Source organism: Bradyrhizobium sp., from assembly GCF_030646015.1.
Taxonomy (GTDB): Bacteria; Pseudomonadota; Alphaproteobacteria; order Rhizobiales; family Xanthobacteraceae; genus Bradyrhizobium.
This window is the reverse complement of sequence record NZ_JAUSLT010000024.1, coordinates 1-20,898: the sequence shown is the minus strand read 5'-3', so window position 1 is coordinate 20,898 and position 20,898 is coordinate 1. Positions and strand designations below refer to the sequence as shown.

The window sequence follows — 20,898 nt, the reverse complement described above, 5'->3', positions numbered from 1 at the left end:
ATAATGCGGCCCCCGTAAACAAACGGGGACCCCGTAGTTTCCCGGGGGTCGCCGCGCGATCAACCTGGGTGTGTCATTTTGTCCGGCTGTACCAGCCGGTCGAATTCCTGAGCCGAAACAAATCCCAGCCGCACCGCCTCTTCGCGCAACGTGGTGCCGCTTGCATGGGCCTGCTTCGCGACCTTGGCGGCGTTGTCGTAGCCGATCCTCGGCGCCAGCGCCGTCACCAGCATCAGCGAGCGCTCCATCAGATCATGGATACGTTTTTCATCCGCGCGAATTCCGTCGACACAATTTTCCGTGAACGAGCGGGTGACGTCGGCCAGCAGTTCGATGGAATTCATCATGCAGTGCGCCATCACCGGCTTGTAGACGTTCAATTCGAAATGGCCCTGGCTGCCGGCGACGGTGATGGCGGTCTGGTTCCCGAACACCTGGCAGCACACCATGGTCATCGCTTCGCACTGGGTCGGGTTGACCTTGCCCGGCATGATCGACGAGCCCGGCTCGTTTTCGGGCAGGATCAATTCGCCGAGGCCGGAGCGCGGACCGGATCCGAGCAGGCGGATGTCGTTGGCGATCTTGAACAGCGCGGTCGCCACCGAATTGATGGCGCCGTGCACGAACACGTAGGCGTCGTTGGCAGCCAGCGCCTCGAACTTGTTGGGCGCACTGGTGAACGGCAGTTTTGTGATCCTGGCGGCGTGCCTGGCGAACAGCCTGGCGAATTTCGGCTTCGAGTTGAGGCCGGTGCCGACCGCGGTGCCGCCCTGCGCCAGCGGGTAGAGATCCTTCACCGCTATCCGCAGCCGCGCGAGGCCGCTCTCGACCTGCGCGGCGTAGCCGGAAAATTCCTGGCCGAGCGTCAGCGGCGTCGCGTCCTGGGTATGGGTGCGGCCGATCTTGACGATGCGGGCGAACGCCTTTTCCTTCCTGCGCAGCGCGCGGTGCAGTTCGCTCAGGGCGGGAATGAGATCGGCGGTGATGCGTGTCGCGGCGGCGATGTGCATCGCGGTCGGGAACGAGTCGTTCGACGACTGGCTCATATTGACGTGATCGTTGGGATGAACCGGCTTCTTGGTGCCGAGTTCGCCGCCCAGCAGTTCGCTGGCGCGATTGGCGATCACCTCGTTGAGGTTCATGTTGGTCTGGGTGCCGGAGCCGGTCTGCCAGACCACCAGCGGAAAATGATCGTCGAACCTGCCCTCGATCACCTCGCGTGCGGCGCGCACGATGGCGCGGGCGCGGCGGGCGTCAAGCAGTCCCAGTTCGCGATTGGTTTCCGCGGACGCCAGCTTGACGATGCCGAGCGCGCGGATGATGTCCATCGGCATTCGGTCGCGGCCGATGCGGAAATTGTGTCGGGAACGTTCGGTCTGCGCGCCCCAATAACGTTCTGAGGAAACCTCGATCGGACCGAAGCTGTCGGTCTCGCTGCGGGTGGATTTGGAACGCGATGGTGCTTTCGACCGAGCCATCCGGGACATCCATTGCGCGAGGGCGTTGTGGATTACTTCTTGCGGAAGCGATCCAGCCGCACCACCTCGGCGCCCTCGCTCGGCCTGGCGGGCTCGTCCTTGGTCTCGGCGGCCGGTGCCGGAACGGGCAGGGCGGAGGGGGCGGGGACGGCCGGAAGGTTGGCCGCCGGCGCCTCGGCTGCCGCGTCGGCGGGCTCGAACTGCAGGCCGAACTGAACCGACGGGTCGAAGAAGCTCTTGATCGAGTTGAAGGGGACCACCAGCCGCTCCGGAATGCCGCCGAACGACAGGCCGACTTCGAAGCGGTCTTCGGTCACCACCAGGTCCCAGAACTGGTGCTGCAGGATGACGGTCATTTCTTCCGGATACTGCGCCAGCAGCCGCGGCGACAGCTTCACGCCGTCGGCGGTGGACAGGAAGGTGATGAAGAAATGATGTTCTCCGGGCAGGCCGTGCTCGGCGGCGTCGGTCAAGACGCGGCGCAGCACCCCGCGCAGCGCGTCACGCGCCAGCACGTCGTATCGGATATGATCGGTCGCCATTATGGGGTCCTGTCACGTTCAAAAGTATTTTGCGGATCGGCAGCGCAGCCTGGGTGCCCCGACTCGCCTGTTCCGTCCATGCTACCCCGGCGGCGGGCCGAGGTCAGCAGCCGTTGCCGCGGATGGTGGAATTTCCAGCAGATCATTCGAACAGCAGGCAAATCAAATGAAGTGGCGCCTTCGGTTGCCGGCTGCCTCCAAACCGGCCCGGCGGAGCGATGGCAATGATATTTCCGTGGCCGACGAACCGGCAGCCTCGATATAGGCGGCAAATGCCCGGAAAAACAGAGCGGGAACGGGCGCATCTGGAACTGGAACGGAGTTCAAGGCGGCAGGACTGCCTGAACAGGGGTTGGCCTTGACCGAGCGGCCGTTCTAAATCTCTGACATGCCTCCGGATTCGCAACCGGCCGCCTTGCCGGCGCCGGAACTCCCGCCGCTTTCAGCGCCGACCCCGCCGGGGTTGCTCGAGCTGTTTGTCGCGTTCGCCAGGATGTCGCTGGCCGGCTTCGGCGGCGTGCTGGTCTGGGCGCGGCGCAGCATCGTCGACCAGCACCGCTGGATGACGGCGGACGAATTCAACGAGACCTTCGCGCTGTGCCATTTTCTGCCAGGACCCAATATCGTCAACCTCAGCGTGGTGTTCGGATCCCGCTTTCGCGGCATTCCCGGCGGCATCGCGGCCTTCGCCGGGCTGGTCGGACCGCCGGTGGTGATCGTCACCATCCTGGCGGCGCTCTATGCCCGCTACGGCGAAATCGATGCGCTGCGGCGCATTCTGGCCGGGGTATCCAGCGTGGCCGTCGGTCTGCTGGTGGCGGTGGTGTTGCGCATGATGATGCCCCTGATCAGGAAGCGCGACCTGGTCGGACTGCTGATTCTGGCCGCGGTGTTCATCGCCATCGGCCTGCTGCGGCTGCCGCTGCCGGCGGTGTTGCTGGTGGCCATCCCGCTCAGCATCGCCATCACCCTTGTCATGCGGCGGCGGGTTGCGGCATGAATTCGGACCCCAATCCGATCTGGACCCTGGCCTGGACCTTCGGGCTGATGTCGTTGTTCGCGGTCGGGGGCGCCAATGCCGCCATTCCGGAAATGCACCGGGTGGCGGTCGAGGTTCACCACTGGATGACGGACAAGCAATTCGCCGACGTGTTCGCGATATCGCAGATGTCGCCGGGACCGAATGTGCTGATCGTGACCCTGATCGGCTATTCCGTCGCCGGAGTTGCAGGCGCGCTGGTTGCAACGCTGGCGATGTGCGGACCGACCGCCATCGTTGCCTATTATGTGAGCCGCTTGCTGGCGCGGTCGACTCAGTCGCGCTGGCCTGCCATTATTCAGGCGGCTTTGGTACCGCTGTCGATCGGGCTGATGGGCGCCAGCGGACTGATTTTGGCGGTGACTTCGAACCGGACCTGGGCCGCCGCCCTGGTCACCGTCGCCACCGCGGCACTGGCCTTCGCCACCCGGCTCAATCCGTTCTGGATGCTGCTGGCCGGGGGGTGTTTGGGTTTCGCTGGCGTTATCTGACGAAAATCGGTAGGCAGGTTTGCCGGACCGGCATCTGGGCCATCCAAAAACAGAACGGGCGAGAAGCCCGTGCGGGGGGAGTGAGATCGATGAGTGATACGCCGAGTCATGTACCGGTCAAATACATCATGCCGAAATGGATACGCGGTCCGCAGGATTTCGTCGGCGGACTGGCGATGGTTGCCATCGCGGTATTCGCATTATGGGCATCGAGCGACCTGCAGGGCATGCGCGGATTCTCATTCGGGGCCGGAACCGCGCCCCGCATGTTCGCCTACCTGCTGCTCGGGCTCGGCATCGCGATAACGATTGTCGGTCTTGTCAAGGATGGCGAGCACATCACCACCTACGCGTGGCGCGGCCCGCTGTTCGTATCGGCGGCCATCCTGTCCTTTGCGTTGACGATCCGCCCGATGGGCCTGATTTTCTCGGCATTCACCAGCTTCCTGATTTCGGCGATGGGCTCGCCGGAAACGCAATGGAAGCAGACCATCATCGTCGGCGTTTGCCTGACGGCTTTCTGCAGCCTGTTGTTTCCCTACGCGCTGGGTCTGCCATTGCAGATGCTGCCAAAATTTATGATCCGGTGAGGGTGTGATGGGTGACGTTCTTTCAAATCTGAGTCTCGGCTTCGGCGTTGTGTTCCAACTGGTGCAGTGGACGCCGGCCTTTCTCGGCGGCATGTCGATTCCGATTCCCGTCAACATCCTGCTGTGCCTGATCGGTGCGCTGGTTGGCACCCTGGTCGGCGTGCTGCCGGGCATCGGCACCATTGCGACGGTGGCCATGCTGCTGCCGATCACCTTCGGCCTGCCGCCGGTCGGCGCGCTGATCATGCTCGCCGGCATCTATTACGGCGCCCAGTATGGTGGCTCCACCACCTCGATCCTGGTCAATATTCCGGGCGAGGCAGGTTCCGTGGTGACCGCGCTCGACGGCTTCCAGATGGCCAAGCAGGGCCGTGCGGGCCCGGCGCTGGCGATCGCGGCGATCGGCTCGTTCTTCGCCGGCTGCGTCGCGACCGTGCTGATCGCGGTGTTGGGCGCGCCGCTGACCAAGCTCGCGCTGGCCTTCGGGCCCGCTGAATATTTCTCGCTGATGGTGCTCGGCCTGATCTTCGCCGTGGTGCTGGCCAAGGGCTCGGTGCTGAAGGCGATCGCGATGATCGTGTTCGGCCTGCTGCTGTCGATGGTCGGGTCCGACATCGAGACCGGCGCGTCGCGGATGGCCTTCAACATCCCCGAACTGGCCGACGGCCTCGGCTTTGCCACCCTCGCGATGGGGCTGTTCGGTTTCGCCGAGATCATCCGAAATCTCGATGCGGGCGGTGAAAGCGATCGCCAACTGGTGCAGCAGAAGGTCACAGGCCTGATGCCGACCAAAAAGGACCTGAAGGATTCCGCGCCGGCGATCCTGCGCGGCACGGTGCTGGGGTCGATCCTCGGCATTCTGCCGGGCGGCGGCGCGGTCATCGCATCGTTCGCGGCCTATACGATGGAAAAAAAGCTGTCGAAGCATCCGCAGAAGTTTGGCCGTGGCGTGATCGAGGGGGTGGCGGCGCCGGAAAGCGCCAACAACGCCGCGGCGCAGACCTCGTTCATCCCGCTGCTCACGCTCGGCATTCCGCCCAATGCGGTGATGGCGCTGATGGTCGGAGCGATGACCATTCATGGCATCGTGCCCGGACCGCAGGTGATGCAGAAGCAGCCCGAGCTGGTCTGGGGCATGATCGCCTCGATGTGGGTCGGCAATTTGATGCTGCTGATCATCAACCTGCCGCTGGTCGGGATCTGGGTGCGGCTGTTGCGCGTGCCGTATCGCCTGATGTTCCCGTCGATCGTGGTGTTCTGCTCGATCGGCATCTATTCGGTGAACAACGCGCCGACCGACGTGATGCTTGCCGGCGTATTCGGGCTGCTCGGCTACTGGCTGATCAAGCACGACTTCGAGCCGGCGCCGTTGCTGCTCGGGATGGTGCTCGGACCGCTGATGGAAGAGAACCTGCGTCGCGCCTTGCTGATCTCGCGCGGCGACTGGACGGTGTTCGCGACCCGTCCGCTGTCGGCGGTGCTGATGCTGATCTCGGCGTTCCTGCTGGTGCTGACGATCCTGCCATCGCTGCGCAAGAAGCGTGACGAAGTGTTTGTGGAGTCCGAGAACTAATATGCGTCGGCGCCGCATCCGGAACCCTGGTGTCGGAAGCGGCGCGGCGTAACCATGTGCCAACCGGTTCATGCCGGTCTAGCTAACCGTTTTGGGAGGGACATCTGATGAATTTTTACAGTCGCATGCTGGCGGCCGGTGGTCTGGCCGTCTTGGCCGGCCTCGGTGCAGTTCCCGCGCAGGCCCAGGCGCCAGCCTATCCGACGCGCTCGATCACCATGATCGTGCCGTTCGCGGCCGGCGGTCCGACCGATGTCATCGCGCGCATCGTCACCGGGCATATGCAGCAGACGCTCGGCCAGAGCATCATCATCGAGAACGTGGTCGGCGCCGGCGGCACCACCGCCACCACGCGCGCCGCGCGCGCCGCCAATGACGGCTATACGCTGATAACGGGGCATATGGGCACCCACGCGGCGTCGGTGCCGCTGTATCCCAAGCTGGCCTATCATCCCGAAAAGGATTTCGAACCGGTCGCGCTGCTGGCCGGAACCCCGATCCTGATCCTGGCGAAAAAGGACTTTGCGCCGAAGGATCTCAAGGAATTCGTCACCTACGTGAAAGCCAATGCCGACAAGGTCAATGCGGCGCATGCCGGCGTGGGCTCGGTCTCCCACGTGTCGTGCGAACTGCTGCATTCGATCCTCGGCATCAAGCCGGTCAGCGTTCCCTTCAATGGCACGGGTCCCGCGATGAATGCGCTGGTCGGCGGTCAGGTCGACTACATGTGCGACCAGATCGTCAATGCCGTGCCGCAGATCAAGGGCGGCACCATCAAGGCCTATGCGATCGCGACCCCCGAGCGCAATCCGTCGCTGCCGGACGTTCCGACTACCAAGGAGGCTGGTCTGCCTGCCTTCCAGGCACAGGCCTGGAACGCGATTTTCGCGCCGAAGGGAACTCCGCCTGAGGTCATCGCCAAGCTCAACGCGGCAGTGGTCAAGGCGCTCGACGATGAAACCGTCCGCAAGCGCCTGCTCGACCTCGGCAGCGTCATCCCGCCGGTTGCCGAACGCACGCCCGCCTCGCTGGCGGCTTTGGTGAAGAGCGAAATCGCCAAGTGGACCCCGGTGGTCAAGCCGGCCAACTAGTTCGATCTGCCGAAATCGGCCGATGACAAGGGCAGAACGTGAGTTCTGCCCTTGCGATTCGTGCGTCGGAACCTCATTTTTCCGGGTATAATCGAGCTGTGGGGCTGAATCGCTGCTGTCGATCGGCGGTTGCGGCCGCTAGAACTCGCTTTTCCCCGGATGAATAGCCCGTCGCCATGAATCAGTACCACGATCTGCTCGAACGGATTCTCTCGGACGGCGCGGAGAAGCAGGACCGCACCGGCACCGGTACGCTGTCGATCTTCGGCCACCAGATGCGCTTCAACCTGGCCGCCGGCTTTCCGATGCTGACCACCAAGAAACTGCCGATGAAATCGATCGTGCACGAATTGCTCTGGTTCCTCAAAGGCGACACCAACATCAAATATCTGAAAGACAACGGCGTTTCGATCTGGGACGAATGGGCCGACGCCAATGGCGATCTCGGCCCGGTCTATGGATCGCAGTGGCGGTCGTGGCCGGCGCCGGACGGCCGCCACATCGACCAGATCGCCAATGTCATCGACATGATCAGGCGCAATCCGGATTCGCGGCGCCTGATCGTGACCGCGTGGAATCCCGCCGAAATCGACAAGATGGCGCTGCCGCCGTGCCATTGCCTGTTTCAGTTCTACGTCGCCAACGGCAAATTGTCGTGCCAGCTCTATCAGCGTTCCGCCGACGTGTTTCTCGGCGTGCCCTTCAACATCGCCTCCTATGCGCTGCTGACGATGATGGTGGCGCAGGTGACCGGCCTGAAGCCTGGCGATTTCGTGCACTCGTTCGGCGACACCCACCTCTACGTCAATCATCTCGATCAGGCGAAGCTGCAACTGACGCGTCCGACGCGACCGCTGCCCACGATGAAGATCAATCCCGAGGTGAAGGACATCTTCGCCTTCCGCTATGAAGATTTTGTCCTGGAAGGCTACGACCCGCATCCGCACATCAAGGCCGAGGTCGCGGTGTGAGTGCGACTTCTCGTCCTGAAATCGTCCTTATCGTCGCGGTCGCTGAGAACGGCGTGATCGGTGCCGGCGGCGCCATCCCCTGGCGGCTGAAGTCCGACATGCAGCGCCTCAAGGCGATGACGCTGGGCAAGCCGGTGGTGATGGGCCGCAAGACCTTCATATCGCTGCGCCGTCCGCTGCCCGGACGCACCAATATCGTCATCACCCGCGACGCCGGCTTTCGCGCCGACGGGGCGGTGGTGACGACGTCGTTCGACGCGGCCCATGCGGTCGCGACCGGCGATGCGCTGCGGCGTTTCGCCACTGAGATCGCCGTGATCGGCGGCGCTGAAATTTACGCGCAATGGATGGATCGGGCGGACCGGCTGGAAATTACCGAGGTTCACGCCCGGCCGCAGGGCGATACCCATTTCCCCGCCATCGATTCCGCGGCCTGGGAAGAGGTTGCGCGGGTGCGGAATCCGGCCGGTCCGGACCACAGCGCCGACTATTCCTATGTGACATATCGCCGACGGCGGCCGCATTAACTCCTTTAGGCAATGTTTGCATTGACAATTTCCGGCCCGAGCATAGCTCCTGCGAGCCAACAAGCCGCGTTGTAAGGGCCGGGGCGGTCCCCTATAAGGCCGTGCAGATGTAGTGAGGCCGGGCGCCTTTGCCTCGGCCCGCGGAGGAGACTGTCGATGCCGTGGAAGAATCAAGGCGGAGGCCCGTGGGGCTCCGGTCCGAAAGGGCCTTGGGGCTCAGGCCCGCAATCGGCGGGGCCGAGGCCGCCCGATCTCGAAGACCTCTTGCGCCGCGGCCAGGATCGGCTGCAGCAGATTTTGCCGGGCGGCTATTTCAGCGGCATGGGCATCGCGATCATCCTGCTCATCGCGGTGATCATCTGGCTGTTCTCCGGCGTTTTCCGCGTGCAGTCCGAGGAACTCGGCGTGGTGCTGCGCTTCGGCAAGCATGTCCGCACAGTGCAGCCGGGCCTGAATTACCACTGGCCCTATCCGATCGAGACGGTGCTGTTGCCGAAGGCGCTGCGCGTGTCCACCATCAACGTCGGCATGTCCCTGATCGATGATCCGGCGCGGCGCGGCCGCACGATGCGCGACGTGCCGGAAGAGAGCCTGATGCTGACCGGCGACGAGAATATCGTCGACGTCGACTTCACCGTGCTGTGGCGGATCAAGCCTGACGGCGTCGGCAATTATCTGTTCAACATCCAGAATCCCGAAGGCACCGTGAAGGCGGTGGCCGAAAGCGCGATGCGCGAGGTGGTTGGCCGTGCCAACATCCAGCCGATCCTCACCGGCGCCCGGACCACGACGGAAGCCAACGTGCAGGATCTGATGCAAAAGACGCTCGACTCCTATGGATCGGGCATTCTGGTGCAGCAGGTGCAGATGCAGAAGGTCGATCCACCGGCCCAGGTGATCGACGCGTTCCGCGATGTGCAGGCGGCGCGCGCCGATCTCGAGCGGTTGCAGAACGAAGCCCAGACCTATGCCAACCGCGTCATTCCCGACGCGCGCGGCCGCGCCGCGCAGATCCTGCAGGTCGCCGAAGGCTACCAGCAACAGGCCATCGCCGAGGCCAAGGGCCAGAGCGCGCGCTTCCTGAAGGTCTATGACGAATACAAGAAGGCGCCCGATGTCACGCGCCAGCGCATCTATCTGGAGACGATGGAGCGCATCCTCGGCGGTGCCGAGAAACTGATCCATGACGGCGGCGGCTCGTCGTCCGGACAAGGTGTCGTGCCGTTCCTGCCGCTGAGTGAGCTGTCGCCGCGGCGACAGGCCGCGCCGGCTGCCGGTCAGCCGCAACAACAGAGCGGAGCCACCCGATGAAGTCCGGAACCACAGGTGTTGTTGCGCTACTCGTGCTGGTGGTCGTGCTGATCGTCGGCTACAGTTCGGTGTTCCAGGTGACGCAGACCCAGCAGGCGCTGGTGGTGCGGTTCGGCAAGCCCGTCGACGTCGTCCCCGAGCCGGGCCTGCATTTCAAGGCTCCGTTCATCGATACCGTGATCAGTATCGACAAGCGGATCCTCGATCTGGAAAACCCGTCGCAGGAAGTGATCGCTTCGGACCAGAAGCGTCTGGTGGTCGATGCTTTCGCCCGTTATCGCATCAAGGATGCGCTGCGGTTCTACCAGCGCATCGGCTCGATCCAGGCCGCCAACATCCAGCTGACCACGCTGCTCAACGCGTCGTTGCGCCGTGTGCTCGGCGAGGTGACGTTCATCCAGGTCGTGCGCGACGAGCGCGAGGGCCTGATGAACAAGATTCGCGACCAGCTCGACAAGGAAGCCGACGGCTATGGCATCGAGGTCGTCGATGTCAGGATCCGGCGCGCCGATCTGCCGGAGCAGAACAGCCAGGCGGTCTATCAGCGGATGCAGACCGAGCGACAGCGCGAGGCCGCCGAGTTCCGCGCCCAGGGCGGCCAGAAGGCGCAGGAGATCAGGTCGAAGGCGGACCGCGAAGCCGTCGTCATCATCGCCGACGCCAACTCCACCGCCGAGCAGGTGCGCGGCGCGGGCGACGGCGAACGCAACCGGTTGTTCGCCGAAGCCTACGGCCAGGATGCGGATTTCTTCGCGTTCTACCGTTCGATGACGGCGTATGAGAACGGGCTGCGCAGCAACGATACCCGCTTCCTGCTGCGGCCGGACTCCGACTTCTTCAAGTTCTTCAGCAACTCGTCGGGCAAGCCGCCGGTTGCGGCGGCGCCGGCTGCGCCGAAGCCGTAAGGCTGTCTGAACAAGAACCAGGGCGAAGCGGGGTGCCGCTTCGCCTGCGGCGACCACAAGGCCGCTGCCGTCAAAAAGAACGTCAAGGGTGAGGTTGCAGTCCGATGAGGTCCATAGCGTTTGCCGACTTCCTCATCGGCCTCGGCATCCTGTTTGTGCTTGAAGGCCTGCTGTTCGCGGCAAGCCCGGCCTGGATGCGCCGGGCGATGCAGAGCGCCATGGCGACGCCGGACAACATCCTGCGCATCGTCGGCATCGGATCGGCGGTCGTCGGCCTGATCCTGATCTGGTTTGTCCGGCGCTAACATTCCGTCATTCCGGGGCGCGCGTTTAGCGCGAACCCGGAATCTCGAGGGATTCCCCGGTGCGCAATTGCGCACCTGCGGTCTGGTGCTTACGCACCATCCCGGAATGACGATCATACCAGCACGCTAAAAAGGTTGCGGGATCAACGCGATCGTGAGCCGCCGGCGCCGGTTTTTCGCCGGAATGTCCGGCTCAAATGCTTGCGCCGCAGACCAGTTCGGGCGCACTGTGGCCTCCAGATTCCGACCCGTCGCAAAGAGAGAAGCCGATATGACCGGTGCGATTCCATACCCGAGCTATCGCCTGCGCCCCCTGATGGCCGCGATCTGCGCCGCAAGCCTGCTTGTCGCGCCGGTCTTGTCCGGGCCGGCTTTGGCGCGGGGCCCCGACGGCATCGCCGACGTCGCCGAAAAGGTGATCGACGCCGTCGTCAACATCTCGACCTCGCAGACCGTCGAAGCCAAGGGGGGCTCCTCCGGCGGCGAGCGGGGCGCGACGCCGCAACTGCCGCCGGGCTCGCCGTTCGAGGAATTCTTCGACGATTTTTTCAAGAACCGCCGCGGCGGTCCGGGAGGCGGCTCCAAGGGCGGTGAGGCGCAGCCGCGCAAGACCAACTCGCTCGGCTCCGGCTTCATCGTCGACACCGCAGGCATTGCCGTGACCAACAATCACGTCATCGCGGATGCCGACGAGATCAACATCATCATGAACGACGGCACCAAGATCAAGGCCGAGCTGGTCGGCGTCGACAAGAAGACCGATCTCGCGGTGCTGAAGTTCAAGCCGCCGGCCAAGCCGCTGGTCGCGGTGAAGTTCGGCGATTCCGAGAAGCTGCGGCTCGGCGAATGGGTGATCGCGATCGGCAATCCGTTCAGTCTCGGCGGCACGGTGACCGCCGGCATCGTTTCGGCGCGCAATCGCGACATCAATACTGGCCCCTATGACAGCTACATCCAGACCGACGCCTCCATCAACCGCGGCAATTCCGGCGGCCCGCTGTTCAACCTCGACGGCGAAGTGGTCGGCGTCAACACGCTGATCATCTCGCCGACCGGCGGCTCGATCGGCATCGGGTTTGCGGTGCCGTCTAAGACCGTGGTCGGCGTGGTGGATTCGCTGCGGCAGTTCGGCGAATTGCGCCGCGGCTGGCTCGGTGTCCGCATCCAGCAGGTCACCGAGGAAATCGCCGAGAGCCTCAGCATCAAACCGGCGCGCGGCGCCCTGATCGCCGGCGTCGAGGACAAGGGTCCGGCCAAGCCGGCGGGCATCGAGCCCGGCGACGTCGTGATCAAGTTCGACGGCAAGGACATCAAGGAACCGAAGGACCTGTCGCGCGTGGTGGCCGACACCGCGGTCGGCAAGGAGGTCGACGTCGTCATCATCCGCAAGGGCAAGGAAGAGATCCGCAAGGTCACGCTCGGCCGCCTGCTGGACGACAAGGCGGTGCAGACCGCGGCCAAGACCAAGGAGGAGCCCGTCGAGAAGCCGGTGACGCAAAAGGCGCTCGGCCTCGACCTCGCCACCCTCAGCAAGGACCTGCGCACCCGCTACAAGATCAAGGACAGCGTCAAGGGCGTCATCGTCACCGGGGTCGACAGCGGCTCCGACGCCGCCGAGAAGCGCCTCAGCGCCGGCGACGTGATCGTCGAGGTGGCGCAGGAGTCGGTCGCCAACGCCGCCGACATCAAGAAGCGGGTCGATCAGCTGAAGAAGGACGGCAAGAAATCCGTCCTGCTGCTGGTATCGAACGCGGAAGGCGAACTGCGCTTCGTGGCGCTGGGCGTGCAGTAGGGTACGTTGCTCAGTCGTACGGGTCGCGCTGGCTGCTCGGAATGATCCTGTCGTCCCTGCGAAAGCAGGGACCCATAACCACCGTCGTTAGTTGAAGCAGAATCCGTCGGCCGCCGAGCAACAACGCAAGGCCACGGCGTATGGGTCCCCGCGCCCCGTGCGCAATTGCGCACTAGGCGGGGACGACGTTGAAAAACTATCCCACAAACTCGTCCCGGCGATAGCCCTGCGCATAGAGCAGCGCCGTGAGGTCGCCGTGGTCGATCCTGGCCGCGGCAGCCGCTGCGACCGCGGGCTTGGCATGGTAGGCGACGCCGAGGCCGGCAGCCTGGATCATGCCGAGATCGTTGGCGCCGTCACCGGTCACCATGGTGTCGATCTCGTCGAGATCGAAGGATTCGCGCAGCTCGATCAGGGTCGCCAGCTTCGCGGCGCGGCCCAGGATCGGCGCGCGGACTTCGCCGGTCAGTTTGCCGTCCTCGACCTTGAGTTCGTTGGCGCGGTTTTCCTGAAATCCGATCCGCTCGGAAACCGCGCCGGTGAACAAGGTAAAGCCGCCCGAGATCAGGCAGGTCCAGGCGCCGTTAGCGCGCATGGTCATCACCAGTTCACGGCCGCCCGGCGTCGCCGTGATGCGCGTCTTCAGCACCTCGTCGACCACGCCGACGGGCAATCCCTTCAGGAGCGCGACGCGCTCGCGCAGCGCCGGCTCGAACTCGATTTCGCCGCGCATCGCGCGCTCGGTGATCCCGGCGACATGCGCCTTGAGGCCGGCGAAATCGGCCAGTTCGTCGATGCATTCCTGCCCGATCATGGTGGAATCCATGTCGGCCAGAAAAAGCTTCTTGCGCCTGAACGCCCGAGGCTGCACCACAATGTCGACAGGCAAGTCGCCGCGCGCCTCGCGCAGGCGGGTGACGGCGGCGCCGATATCGTCGTGGCTGCCTTCGAAGGGGATGTCGACCGCCACTTCGTCGAACAGCCACTGCGCCTGTTCGGGCTGGCCAAGAACGGCGCGCGCGCCGTTCACCACCGTGCTATCGAGCGCGGGGGCGGCGGGGTTGCAAATGAGCGTGGCGACGAGAGACATCTGAGTGGCTTCACACGTGGAGAATGACAAGGCGGTGCTTATCGCAGGGCCGACCGCCAGCGGCAAGTCGGCGCTCGCGCTCGAGCTGGCGCAAAGCACCGGCGGCGTCGTCATCAATGCCGATTCGATGCAGGTCTATCGCGACCTGCGCGTGCTGACGGCGCGGCCGACACTGGAGGAGGAGGCGCGGGTGCCGCACCGGCTCTATGGCCATGTCGATGCCGCGGTGAATTTCTCGGCCGGAAGCTGGGTGGCCGATGCGGCAAACGTGCTGGCGGAACTCCGCGCGCAAAATCGCCTGGCGATTTTTGCCGGCGGCTCCGGCCTGTATTTCAAGGCGCTGACGCGTGGGCTGTCGGCGGTGCCGCCGATCCCCACGGAGATCCGCGAAAGCGTGCGCGCGCGGCTGGAACGCGACGGCGTCGAGGCATTGCATGCCGAGCTGGCGCGGCGCGATCCGGCCTCCGCCGAGCGCCTGAAGCCGCGTGATCGCAGCCGCATTGCCCGCGCGCTCGAGGTGGTGGAGGCGACCTCGCGTTCCCTGACCGAATGGCATCGCGACGGTCTGCCGCCGCTATTGCCGGAGACGCAATTCCGCGCGCTGTTTCTCGCGCCCGACCGCGACCAGCTTTATGCGCGGATCGACGCGCGTTTCGATGCGATGCTTGCGGCCGGCGCGCTTGACGAGGTTGCGGCGCTGGCATCGCGAAAACTCGATTCCCAGCTGCCTGCGATGAAGGCGCATGGCGTGCCGGCCCTGATCCGGCATCTCCAGGGCGAGATCAGCCTGGACGAGGCGGCCGTGATCGGCCGCGCCGATACCCGGCATTACGCCAAGCGGCAGTTCACCTGGTTCCGGCATCAGCTACCGGAATTCGAGTGGGTGAGGCCGGAGGCGGCGCGGGAGCGGTTTTGAAGTCCCGTAGCCCGGGTGGAGCCAGCGGGTCGGCGCGAAGCGAGGCCCCGAGGGCGTAATCCGGGGAGCAACACGCGACGCCCGCCCCGGATTACGCCATCGGAACGCGCGTTCGCGCGATCCGCTGACTTCATCCGGGCTACGGGACCTGTAGAGCGCGCCCGCGCATGGCTGGAACCAGCAAATTGCGCTCGCCCGGGGCAAAAAACCCCGCTAAGCTGTATTTCTGCGCCGATTGCCCCCGTGGCTTGACTTTTCAGGCTTGGGCAGTATGTTCCGCGCAACCTTTGGGAAGTCTGAGCCGTCCAATGCGTAATATTATTACCAAACTTCTTATCGTCGTCGTACCCAGGCGCACCGCCGGGGGTGGCTGAGGCCATCCATATTCGGGCGGTGTGCATGGGGCCTCTTGGGCCCCTTTTTATTTTCCCAAGACCCCAACTGAAGAAAAATACCCAACTGAAGAAAGCCGCTGACCACAGCGCATCCGGAGCAAGCCATGAGCGATACCAGCCACGATCCGAACCAGATGACCGGCGCAGCGATGATCGTCCGCGCGCTGATCGATCATGGCGTGAAGCACATCTTCGGCTATCCCGGCGGCGCGGTGCTGCCGATCTATGACGAGCTGTTCCAGCAGAGCGACGTCGAGCACATCCTGGTGCGGCACGAGCAGGGCGCCGGCCACGCCGCCGAGGGCTATGCGCGCTCCACCGGCAAGCCGGGCGTGGTGCTGGTGACCTCGGGGCCGGGCGCCACCAACATGGTGACGCCGCTGGCCGATGCGCTGATGGATTCGATCCCGCTGGTCTGCATCACGGGTCAGGTGCCGACCCATTTGATCGGCAATGACGCGTTCCAGGAATGCGACACCGTCGGCATCACCCGGCCCTGCACCAAGCACAACTGGCTGGTGCGCGACGTCAACGATCTGGCCAAGGTGCTGCACGAAGCGTTCTACGTCGCGAGCTCCGGCCGGCCCGGCCCGGTCGTGGTCGACGTGCCGAAGGACGTGCAGTTCGCCACCGGTACCTATCACCCGCCGCGCAAGTCCGACGTTCATCTGTCCTACACGCCGCGCCTGAAGGGCGACGCCGGGCAGATCCGCAAGGCGGTGGCGCTGCTGGCCTCGGCCAGGCGCCCGGTGATCTACAGCGGCGGCGGCGTCGTCAATTCCGGCCCAGAGGCCTCCAGGTTGCTGCGCGAACTGGTCGAAGTGACCGGCTTCCCGATCACCTCGACCCTGATGGGCCTCGGCGCCTATCCGGCCTCGGGCAAGAACTGGCTCGGCATGCTCGGCATGCACGGCACCTACGAAGCCAACATGGCGATGCATGACTGCGACGTCATGCTGTGTGTCGGCGCGCGCTTCGACGACCGCATCACCGGCCGCACCGATGCGTTCTCGCCGAACTCCAAGAAGATCCACATCGATATCGATCCGTCCTCGATCAACAAGAACATCCGCGTCGACGTTCCGATCATCGGCGATTGCGCCAACGTGCTGGGCGACCTGTTGCAGGTATTCAAGGCGGAGGCGAAGCGGCCGGACATCAAGCCGTGGTGGCAGGAAGTCGCGAAATGGCGGGCGCGCAATTCGCTGTCATACAAGAAGAACAGCGATATCATCCTGCCGCAATACGCCATCGAGCGGCTGTTCGAACTGACGCGCGGGCGCGACACCTACATCACGACAGAAGTCGGCCAGCACCAGATGTGGGCGGCGCAGTTCTTCGGCTTCGAGGAGCCGCACCGCTGGATGACCTCGGGCGGATTGGGCACCATGGGTTACGGCCTGCCGGCGGCGGTCGGCGTCCAGGTCGCGCATCGCGACAGCCTCGTGATCGACATCGCCGGCGACGCCTCGGTGCAGATGACGATGCAGGAGATGTCGACGGCCATTCAGTATGAACTGCCGATCAAGATCTTCATCCTGAACAACCAGTATATGGGCATGGTGCGGCAGTGGCAGCAGCTGCTGCACGGCAACCGGCTGTCGCACACCTATTCCGAAGCGCTGCCGGATTTCGTCAAGCTGGCGGACGCTTTCGGCTGCGTCGGCATCCGCGCGACAAAACCCGGCGACCTCGACGGCGCCATCCAGGAGATGATCGACGTCAGGCGCCCGGTGCTGTTCGACTGCCGGGTGGCGGCGCTGGAAAACTGCTTCCCGATGATCCCGTCCGGCAAGGCGCATAACGAAATGCTGCTGCCGGCGGAAGCCAACGACGAAGCCACCGCCGCTGCCTTCGCCGGCGGCAAGGCGCTGGTGTAAACGATGAACCAAGCGCGGCATCCCTTCTCGACCTCTCCCCGCTTGCGGGGAGAGGTCGAAATTCGCGGTAGCGAATTTCGGGTGAGGGGGAGTCTCCGCGAGTCGCGCTCGTTGAGAAAGCCCCTCACCCCAACCCTCTCCCCGCAAGCGGGGCGAGGGGGCTCACCGTCGTTGTTGAGACAAGCCGATGTTTGATCTGCAGCAACTGGAACACGCGCACGGCGTGGTCGGCGCGGCGATGCCGCCGACGCCGGCCTACGCGTGGCCGCTGTTGTCGGAGCGGCTCGGCGCGACCGCCATCGTCAAGCACGAGAACCATACGCCGATCGGCGCCTTCAAGGTGCGCGGCGGACTGGTCTATCTCGATCTGCTGAAGCGCGAGGCGCCCGACACCATCGGCATCATCTCGGCCACGCGCGGCAATCACGGCCAGAGCCTGGCCTATGCCGCGGGCCGTTACCGCATGCCGGTGACGATCTACGTTCCCCAGGGCAACTCCGTCGAGAAAAATAACTCGATGCGGGCGCTCGGCGCCGACCTCGTCGAGCATGGCGAGGATTTCCAGGCCGCGCGCGAGGAAGCGATTCGCCGCGCCTCCGCCACGGGATTTCATATCGTGCCGGCGTTTCACCGCAATCTGGTGCTGGGCGTCGCGACCTACGCGCTCGAACTGTTCCGGAAGGCCAGGGATATCGATGTGCTTTATGTGCCGATCGGGCAGGGCTCGGGCGTCTGCGGCTGCATCCTGGCGCGCGACCTGCTCGGGCTCACAACCGAGATCGTCGGCGTGCAATCGACCGAAGCGCCGTCCTACGCGCTGTCCTTTGCGGCCGGCACGGTCGTGACCACCGAGAGCAGCAATACGCTGGCGGATGGCATGGCGACGCGCGTGCCCGATCCGGATGCACTCGCTATCATCTGCAAGGGCTGCTCGCGCATCGTGCAGGTCAGCGACGACGAGGTCGCCGCCGCGATCCGCGCCTACTGGACCGATACCCACAATCTCGCCGAAGGCGCCGGCGCCGCGGCGCTCGCCGCCGCCTTGCAGGACAAGCCAAGACTCCGCGGCAAGCGGGTCGGCTTGATCCTGAGCGGCGGCAATATCGATTTTGACTTATTCAACCGCTGGGTCATTCCGCAAGCCGCCGTCGCCGGCGGCAGGGTGCCGGCGTGAACGCAAATTTGGGGACGAAACGATGAACCAGCCCGCATCCGCCTATTTCATGGAAGATCGCCACGATCCGATCGAGACGCACACGCTCTCGGTACTCGTGCAGAACGAGCCGGGCGTGCTGGCCCGCGTCATCGGGCTGTTCTCCGGCCGCGGCTACAACATCGAAAGCCTCACGGTCTCCGAGACCGAGAACCAGAAACACGTCTCCCGCATCACCATCGTCACCACGGGCACGCCGATGGTGATCGAGCAGATCAAGCATCAGCTCGACCGCATGATTCCGGTCTACCGCGTCGTCGACATGACGCTGACGGGACGCTCGATCGAGCGCGAGCTGGCGATGGTGAAGCTGCGCGGCACCGGCGAGCACCGGGTCGAGGCGCTGCGCCTCGCCGAAGCGTTTCGCGCCCGCGTCATCGACGCCACTACCGAGAGTTTCGTGTTCGAGATCACCGGCAACTCCGCCAAGATCAACCAGTTCATCGACCTGATGCGCCCGCTCGGCCTCGTCGAGGTTTCGCGCACCGGCGTCGCCGCCATCGTCCGCGGGCCCGAGGGGATGTGATTCCATGCTGGCGCGCGACTGGTACTACACGCAACGGCGTCGCCTCGGACTGGATTCCGCGGTCGCCTCGATCTACGACCGCCATGACAACAGCGACGTTCGCACCCACGCGGCGCTGTCCATGCTCGGCGTGCAGCGCGGCTGGAAGGTAGCCGATATCGGTTGCGGCAACGGCGTGCTGGCGGTCGAGGCGGCGCTGATGGGCGCCGATGTCGACGCCATCGACATTTCTCCGGCGATGCTGGCGCTGGCGAAAATCCAGGCCAGCGACCGCAAGGTCGCGCTCCGGACCCAGCCCGCGGGCCTGCTGAGTTTTGCCTATAAGCCCAATTCGTATGACCTGATCGTCAGCGAATTCGCGCTGCATCATCTGCCCGATTTCTGGAAAGCGGTGGCGCTGGCGCGAATCTATGCCGCGCTGAAACCGGGCGCGAATTTCTATCTGCGCGACATCGTCTTCGTCAGCATGCCCGACGGCGTCGACCGCGACGTCGAGGCATGGGCCGATTTCAGCATCAAGAACCACGACTTCGATCGCGACAGCGTCGTCACCCACATGCGCGACGAATACTCCACCTTCGGCTGGGTGATCGAGCGCATGCTGACCGATGTCGGCTTCACGCTGGTCTCGGCCGATTACCACGCGCCGCTGCACGGCACCTACCTGCTGCGCAAGCCGAAACCCGGCGAGCAGGGCTAGCGTGTCGCAGTCGCTGCTGATCGCCTTCGTCATCTTCGCCACCGTGATGTTCTTCACGCCGGGGCCGAACAACATCATGCTGCTGTCGTCGGGGCTGACCTATGGCTTCCGCCGCACCCTGCCGCATGTCGCGGGCATCACGATCGGCTTTGCCTTCATGATCGGGGCGGTGGGCCTTGGGCTCGGGACCATCTTCATCACCTATCCGGTGCTGCAGACGATCCTCAAATATGCCGGGGTCGCCTATCTGGTCTATCTCGCCGTCCATATCGCGATGTCCGGACCGGCCGCGCCGGATCAGGACAATGCGCGCCGGCCGATGACGTTTTGGGGCGCGGCCATGTTCCAGTGGATCAACGTCAAGGGCTGGGTAATGGTGATCGGCACCATCACCGCCTATGCCGGCATTGCCAGCTTTCCCTGGAATATCGTCTTCCAGGTCCTGCTCAGCCTGCTCCTGGGAACATTGTCCTGTTCGGCCTGGGCGCTGTTCGGCAGTGCGCTGCGGCCGATCCTGACCTCGCCGGGGGCGGTGCGGGCCTTCAACATCGTCATGGCGCTATTGCTGCTGGCCTCGCTCTATCCGGTGTTCATGGACGCATGATGCCGCACCGGGCCATGCAGAAACGGATTTCCCCTGAGGGGGAAAATGCTCTAGACAACCCCGGAAATTCGCGGGCGACCGGCGGTCCTGACCACCTAAAAGCCTGATTAACCGGCCGATTTGGCCACCTATGAGGGAACGACCATGCGTGTTTATTACGATCGCGACGCCGACCTGAACCTGATCAAGGGCAAGAAGGTCTGCATCGTCGGCTATGGCAGCCAGGGCCACGCCCATGCGCTGAACCTGAAGGATTCCGGCGGCAAGGACGTCGCGATCGCGCTGCGCAAGGGATCGGCCTCCGCCCAGAAGGCGGAAAACGCCGGCTTCAAGGTGATGGAAGTCGCCGAGGCCGCCAAATGGGCCGACCTGATGATGATGCTGACCCCCGACGAATTGCAGGGCGACATCTACCGCGAGCACATGCACGACAACATGAAGAAGGGCGCCGCCCTGGTGTTCGCGCACGGCCTCAACGTCCACTTCAACCTGCTCGACCCGCGCGCCGACCTCGACGTGCTGATGATCGCGCCGAAGGGTCCCGGCCATACCGTTCGCTCGGAATACCAGCGCGGCGGCGGCGTGCCTTGCCTGATCGCGATCGCCAAGGACGTTTCGGGCAACGCCCACGACCTCGGCCTCAGCTACGCCTCCGCGATCGGCGGTGGCCGTGCCGGCATCATCGAGACCTCGTTCAGGGAAGAATGCGAGACCGACCTGTTCGGCGAGCAGGTGGTGCTGTGCGGCGGCCTGGTCGAACTTATCAAGGGCGGCTACGAGACGCTGGTGGAAGCCGGCTACGCGCCGGAGATGGCCTATTTCGAGTGCCTGCACGAAGTGAAGCTGATCGTCGACCTGATCTTTGAAGGCGGCATCGCGAACATGAACTACTCGATTTCGAACACCGCCGAGTACGGCGAGTACGTGACAGGCCCGCGCATCATCACCGAAGAAACCAA

Annotated in this window: 21 protein-coding genes; 18 read left to right on the top strand and 3 right to left on the bottom strand. The window is 64.4% G+C overall.

Annotated elements, in window-relative coordinates; all coding sequences use genetic code 11:
* Positions 1–59: 59 nt before the first annotated feature.
* Together fumC and Q7T45_RS03305 are read right to left on the bottom strand one after the other, a co-directional pair.
* Positions 60–1,487 (bottom strand): class II fumarate hydratase, encoded by a 1,428-nt coding sequence (gene fumC / locus Q7T45_RS03310; RefSeq protein ID WP_304867616.1) that lies wholly within the window; start codon positions 1,485–1,487, stop codon positions 60–62.
* Positions 1,488–1,510: 23 nt separating this feature from the next.
* The gene (locus Q7T45_RS03305) at positions 1,511–2,020 is read right to left on the bottom strand and encodes an SspB family protein (protein ID WP_304867614.1); all 510 of its coding nucleotides are present in this window, start codon (positions 2,018–2,020) and stop codon (positions 1,511–1,513) included.
* A gap of 388 nt (positions 2,021–2,408) precedes the next feature.
* On the opposite strand from Q7T45_RS03305, the gene Q7T45_RS03300 reads away from it, so the two are divergent.
* The 11 genes from Q7T45_RS03300 (at position 2,409) to Q7T45_RS03250 (ending at position 12,615) form a co-directional block, all read left to right on the top strand.
* Positions 2,409–3,020, top strand: coding sequence for a chromate transporter (locus tag Q7T45_RS03300; RefSeq protein ID WP_304867612.1), 612 nt, complete (start codon positions 2,409–2,411; stop codon positions 3,018–3,020).
* Complete coding sequence (locus Q7T45_RS03295) at positions 3,017–3,550, top strand: chromate transporter (protein WP_304867610.1); 534 nt, start codon at positions 3,017–3,019, stop codon at positions 3,548–3,550. The genes Q7T45_RS03300 and Q7T45_RS03295 overlap by 4 nt, the downstream gene beginning before the upstream one ends.
* Before the next feature lie 89 nt (positions 3,551–3,639).
* On the top strand, positions 3,640–4,140 hold the full coding sequence (locus Q7T45_RS03290) for a tripartite tricarboxylate transporter TctB family protein (RefSeq protein WP_304867607.1): 501 nt from the start codon (positions 3,640–3,642) through the stop codon (positions 4,138–4,140).
* A gap of 7 nt (positions 4,141–4,147) precedes the next feature.
* On the top strand, positions 4,148–5,713 hold the full coding sequence (locus Q7T45_RS03285; RefSeq protein WP_304867605.1) for a tripartite tricarboxylate transporter permease: 1,566 nt from the start codon (positions 4,148–4,150) through the stop codon (positions 5,711–5,713).
* A gap of 107 nt (positions 5,714–5,820) precedes the next feature.
* Positions 5,821–6,804, top strand: coding sequence for a tripartite tricarboxylate transporter substrate binding protein BugD (locus Q7T45_RS03280; protein ID WP_304867603.1), 984 nt, complete (start codon positions 5,821–5,823; stop codon positions 6,802–6,804).
* A gap of 176 nt (positions 6,805–6,980) precedes the next feature.
* Positions 6,981–7,775, top strand: a complete 795-nt coding sequence (locus Q7T45_RS03275; protein ID WP_304867600.1) for a thymidylate synthase — start codon at positions 6,981–6,983, stop codon at positions 7,773–7,775.
* Positions 7,772–8,302 carry a dihydrofolate reductase gene (locus tag Q7T45_RS03270; protein ID WP_304867598.1) on the top strand — a complete coding sequence of 177 codons (531 nt, stop codon included), beginning with the start codon at positions 7,772–7,774 and terminating at the stop codon, positions 8,300–8,302. The genes Q7T45_RS03275 and Q7T45_RS03270 overlap by 4 nt, the downstream gene beginning before the upstream one ends.
* Positions 8,303–8,458: 156 nt before the next feature.
* Entirely contained in the window at positions 8,459–9,613 is a 1,155-nt protein-coding gene (gene hflK, locus Q7T45_RS03265; RefSeq protein WP_304867596.1) for an FtsH protease activity modulator HflK, read from the top strand.
* A complete protein-coding gene (hflC, locus tag Q7T45_RS03260; RefSeq protein ID WP_304867594.1) occupies positions 9,610–10,518 on the top strand; it encodes a protease modulator HflC in 909 nt (302 codons plus the stop codon). The genes hflK and hflC overlap by 4 nt, the downstream gene beginning before the upstream one ends.
* Before the next feature lie 104 nt (positions 10,519–10,622).
* Positions 10,623–10,823: a DUF2065 domain-containing protein gene (locus Q7T45_RS03255; protein WP_304867592.1), complete on the top strand. Its 201-nt coding sequence runs from the start codon at positions 10,623–10,625 to the stop codon at positions 10,821–10,823.
* Positions 10,824–11,094: 271 nt separating this feature from the next.
* Positions 11,095–12,615 carry a Do family serine endopeptidase gene (locus Q7T45_RS03250; protein ID WP_304867590.1) on the top strand — a complete coding sequence of 507 codons (1,521 nt, stop codon included), beginning with the start codon at positions 11,095–11,097 and terminating at the stop codon, positions 12,613–12,615.
* A gap of 196 nt (positions 12,616–12,811) precedes the next feature.
* On the opposite strand, the gene serB is transcribed toward Q7T45_RS03250, so the two are convergent.
* Complete coding sequence (gene serB / locus Q7T45_RS03245) at positions 12,812–13,705, bottom strand: phosphoserine phosphatase SerB (protein WP_304867588.1); 894 nt, start codon at positions 13,703–13,705, stop codon at positions 12,812–12,814.
* A gap of 4 nt (positions 13,706–13,709) precedes the next feature.
* Between serB and miaA the strand changes: the two genes are divergently transcribed.
* From miaA to ilvC, 7 genes are all read left to right on the top strand, one after another.
* Positions 13,710–14,621, top strand: coding sequence for a tRNA (adenosine(37)-N6)-dimethylallyltransferase MiaA (gene miaA, locus Q7T45_RS03240; RefSeq protein WP_304867585.1), 912 nt, complete (start codon positions 13,710–13,712; stop codon positions 14,619–14,621).
* A gap of 499 nt (positions 14,622–15,120) precedes the next feature.
* Positions 15,121–16,896, top strand: a complete 1,776-nt coding sequence (locus tag Q7T45_RS03235) for an acetolactate synthase 3 large subunit (protein WP_304867582.1) — start codon at positions 15,121–15,123, stop codon at positions 16,894–16,896.
* A gap of 187 nt (positions 16,897–17,083) precedes the next feature.
* On the top strand, positions 17,084–18,070 hold the full coding sequence (locus Q7T45_RS03230; protein ID WP_304867579.1) for a threonine dehydratase: 987 nt from the start codon (positions 17,084–17,086) through the stop codon (positions 18,068–18,070).
* Positions 18,071–18,092: 22 nt separating this feature from the next.
* A complete protein-coding gene (gene ilvN, locus Q7T45_RS03225; protein WP_304867575.1) occupies positions 18,093–18,635 on the top strand; it encodes an acetolactate synthase small subunit in 543 nt (180 codons plus the stop codon).
* A gap of 4 nt (positions 18,636–18,639) precedes the next feature.
* A complete protein-coding gene (locus Q7T45_RS03220; RefSeq protein ID WP_304867572.1) occupies positions 18,640–19,335 on the top strand; it encodes a class I SAM-dependent methyltransferase in 696 nt (231 codons plus the stop codon).
* 1 nt (position 19,336) lies between these two features.
* On the top strand, positions 19,337–19,939 hold the full coding sequence (locus tag Q7T45_RS03215; protein WP_304867569.1) for a LysE family translocator: 603 nt from the start codon (positions 19,337–19,339) through the stop codon (positions 19,937–19,939).
* Positions 19,940–20,083: 144 nt separating this feature from the next.
* Positions 20,084–20,898: ketol-acid reductoisomerase (gene ilvC / locus Q7T45_RS03210; protein ID WP_304867566.1), on the top strand; the 815-nt coding region annotated here is incomplete at its 3' end.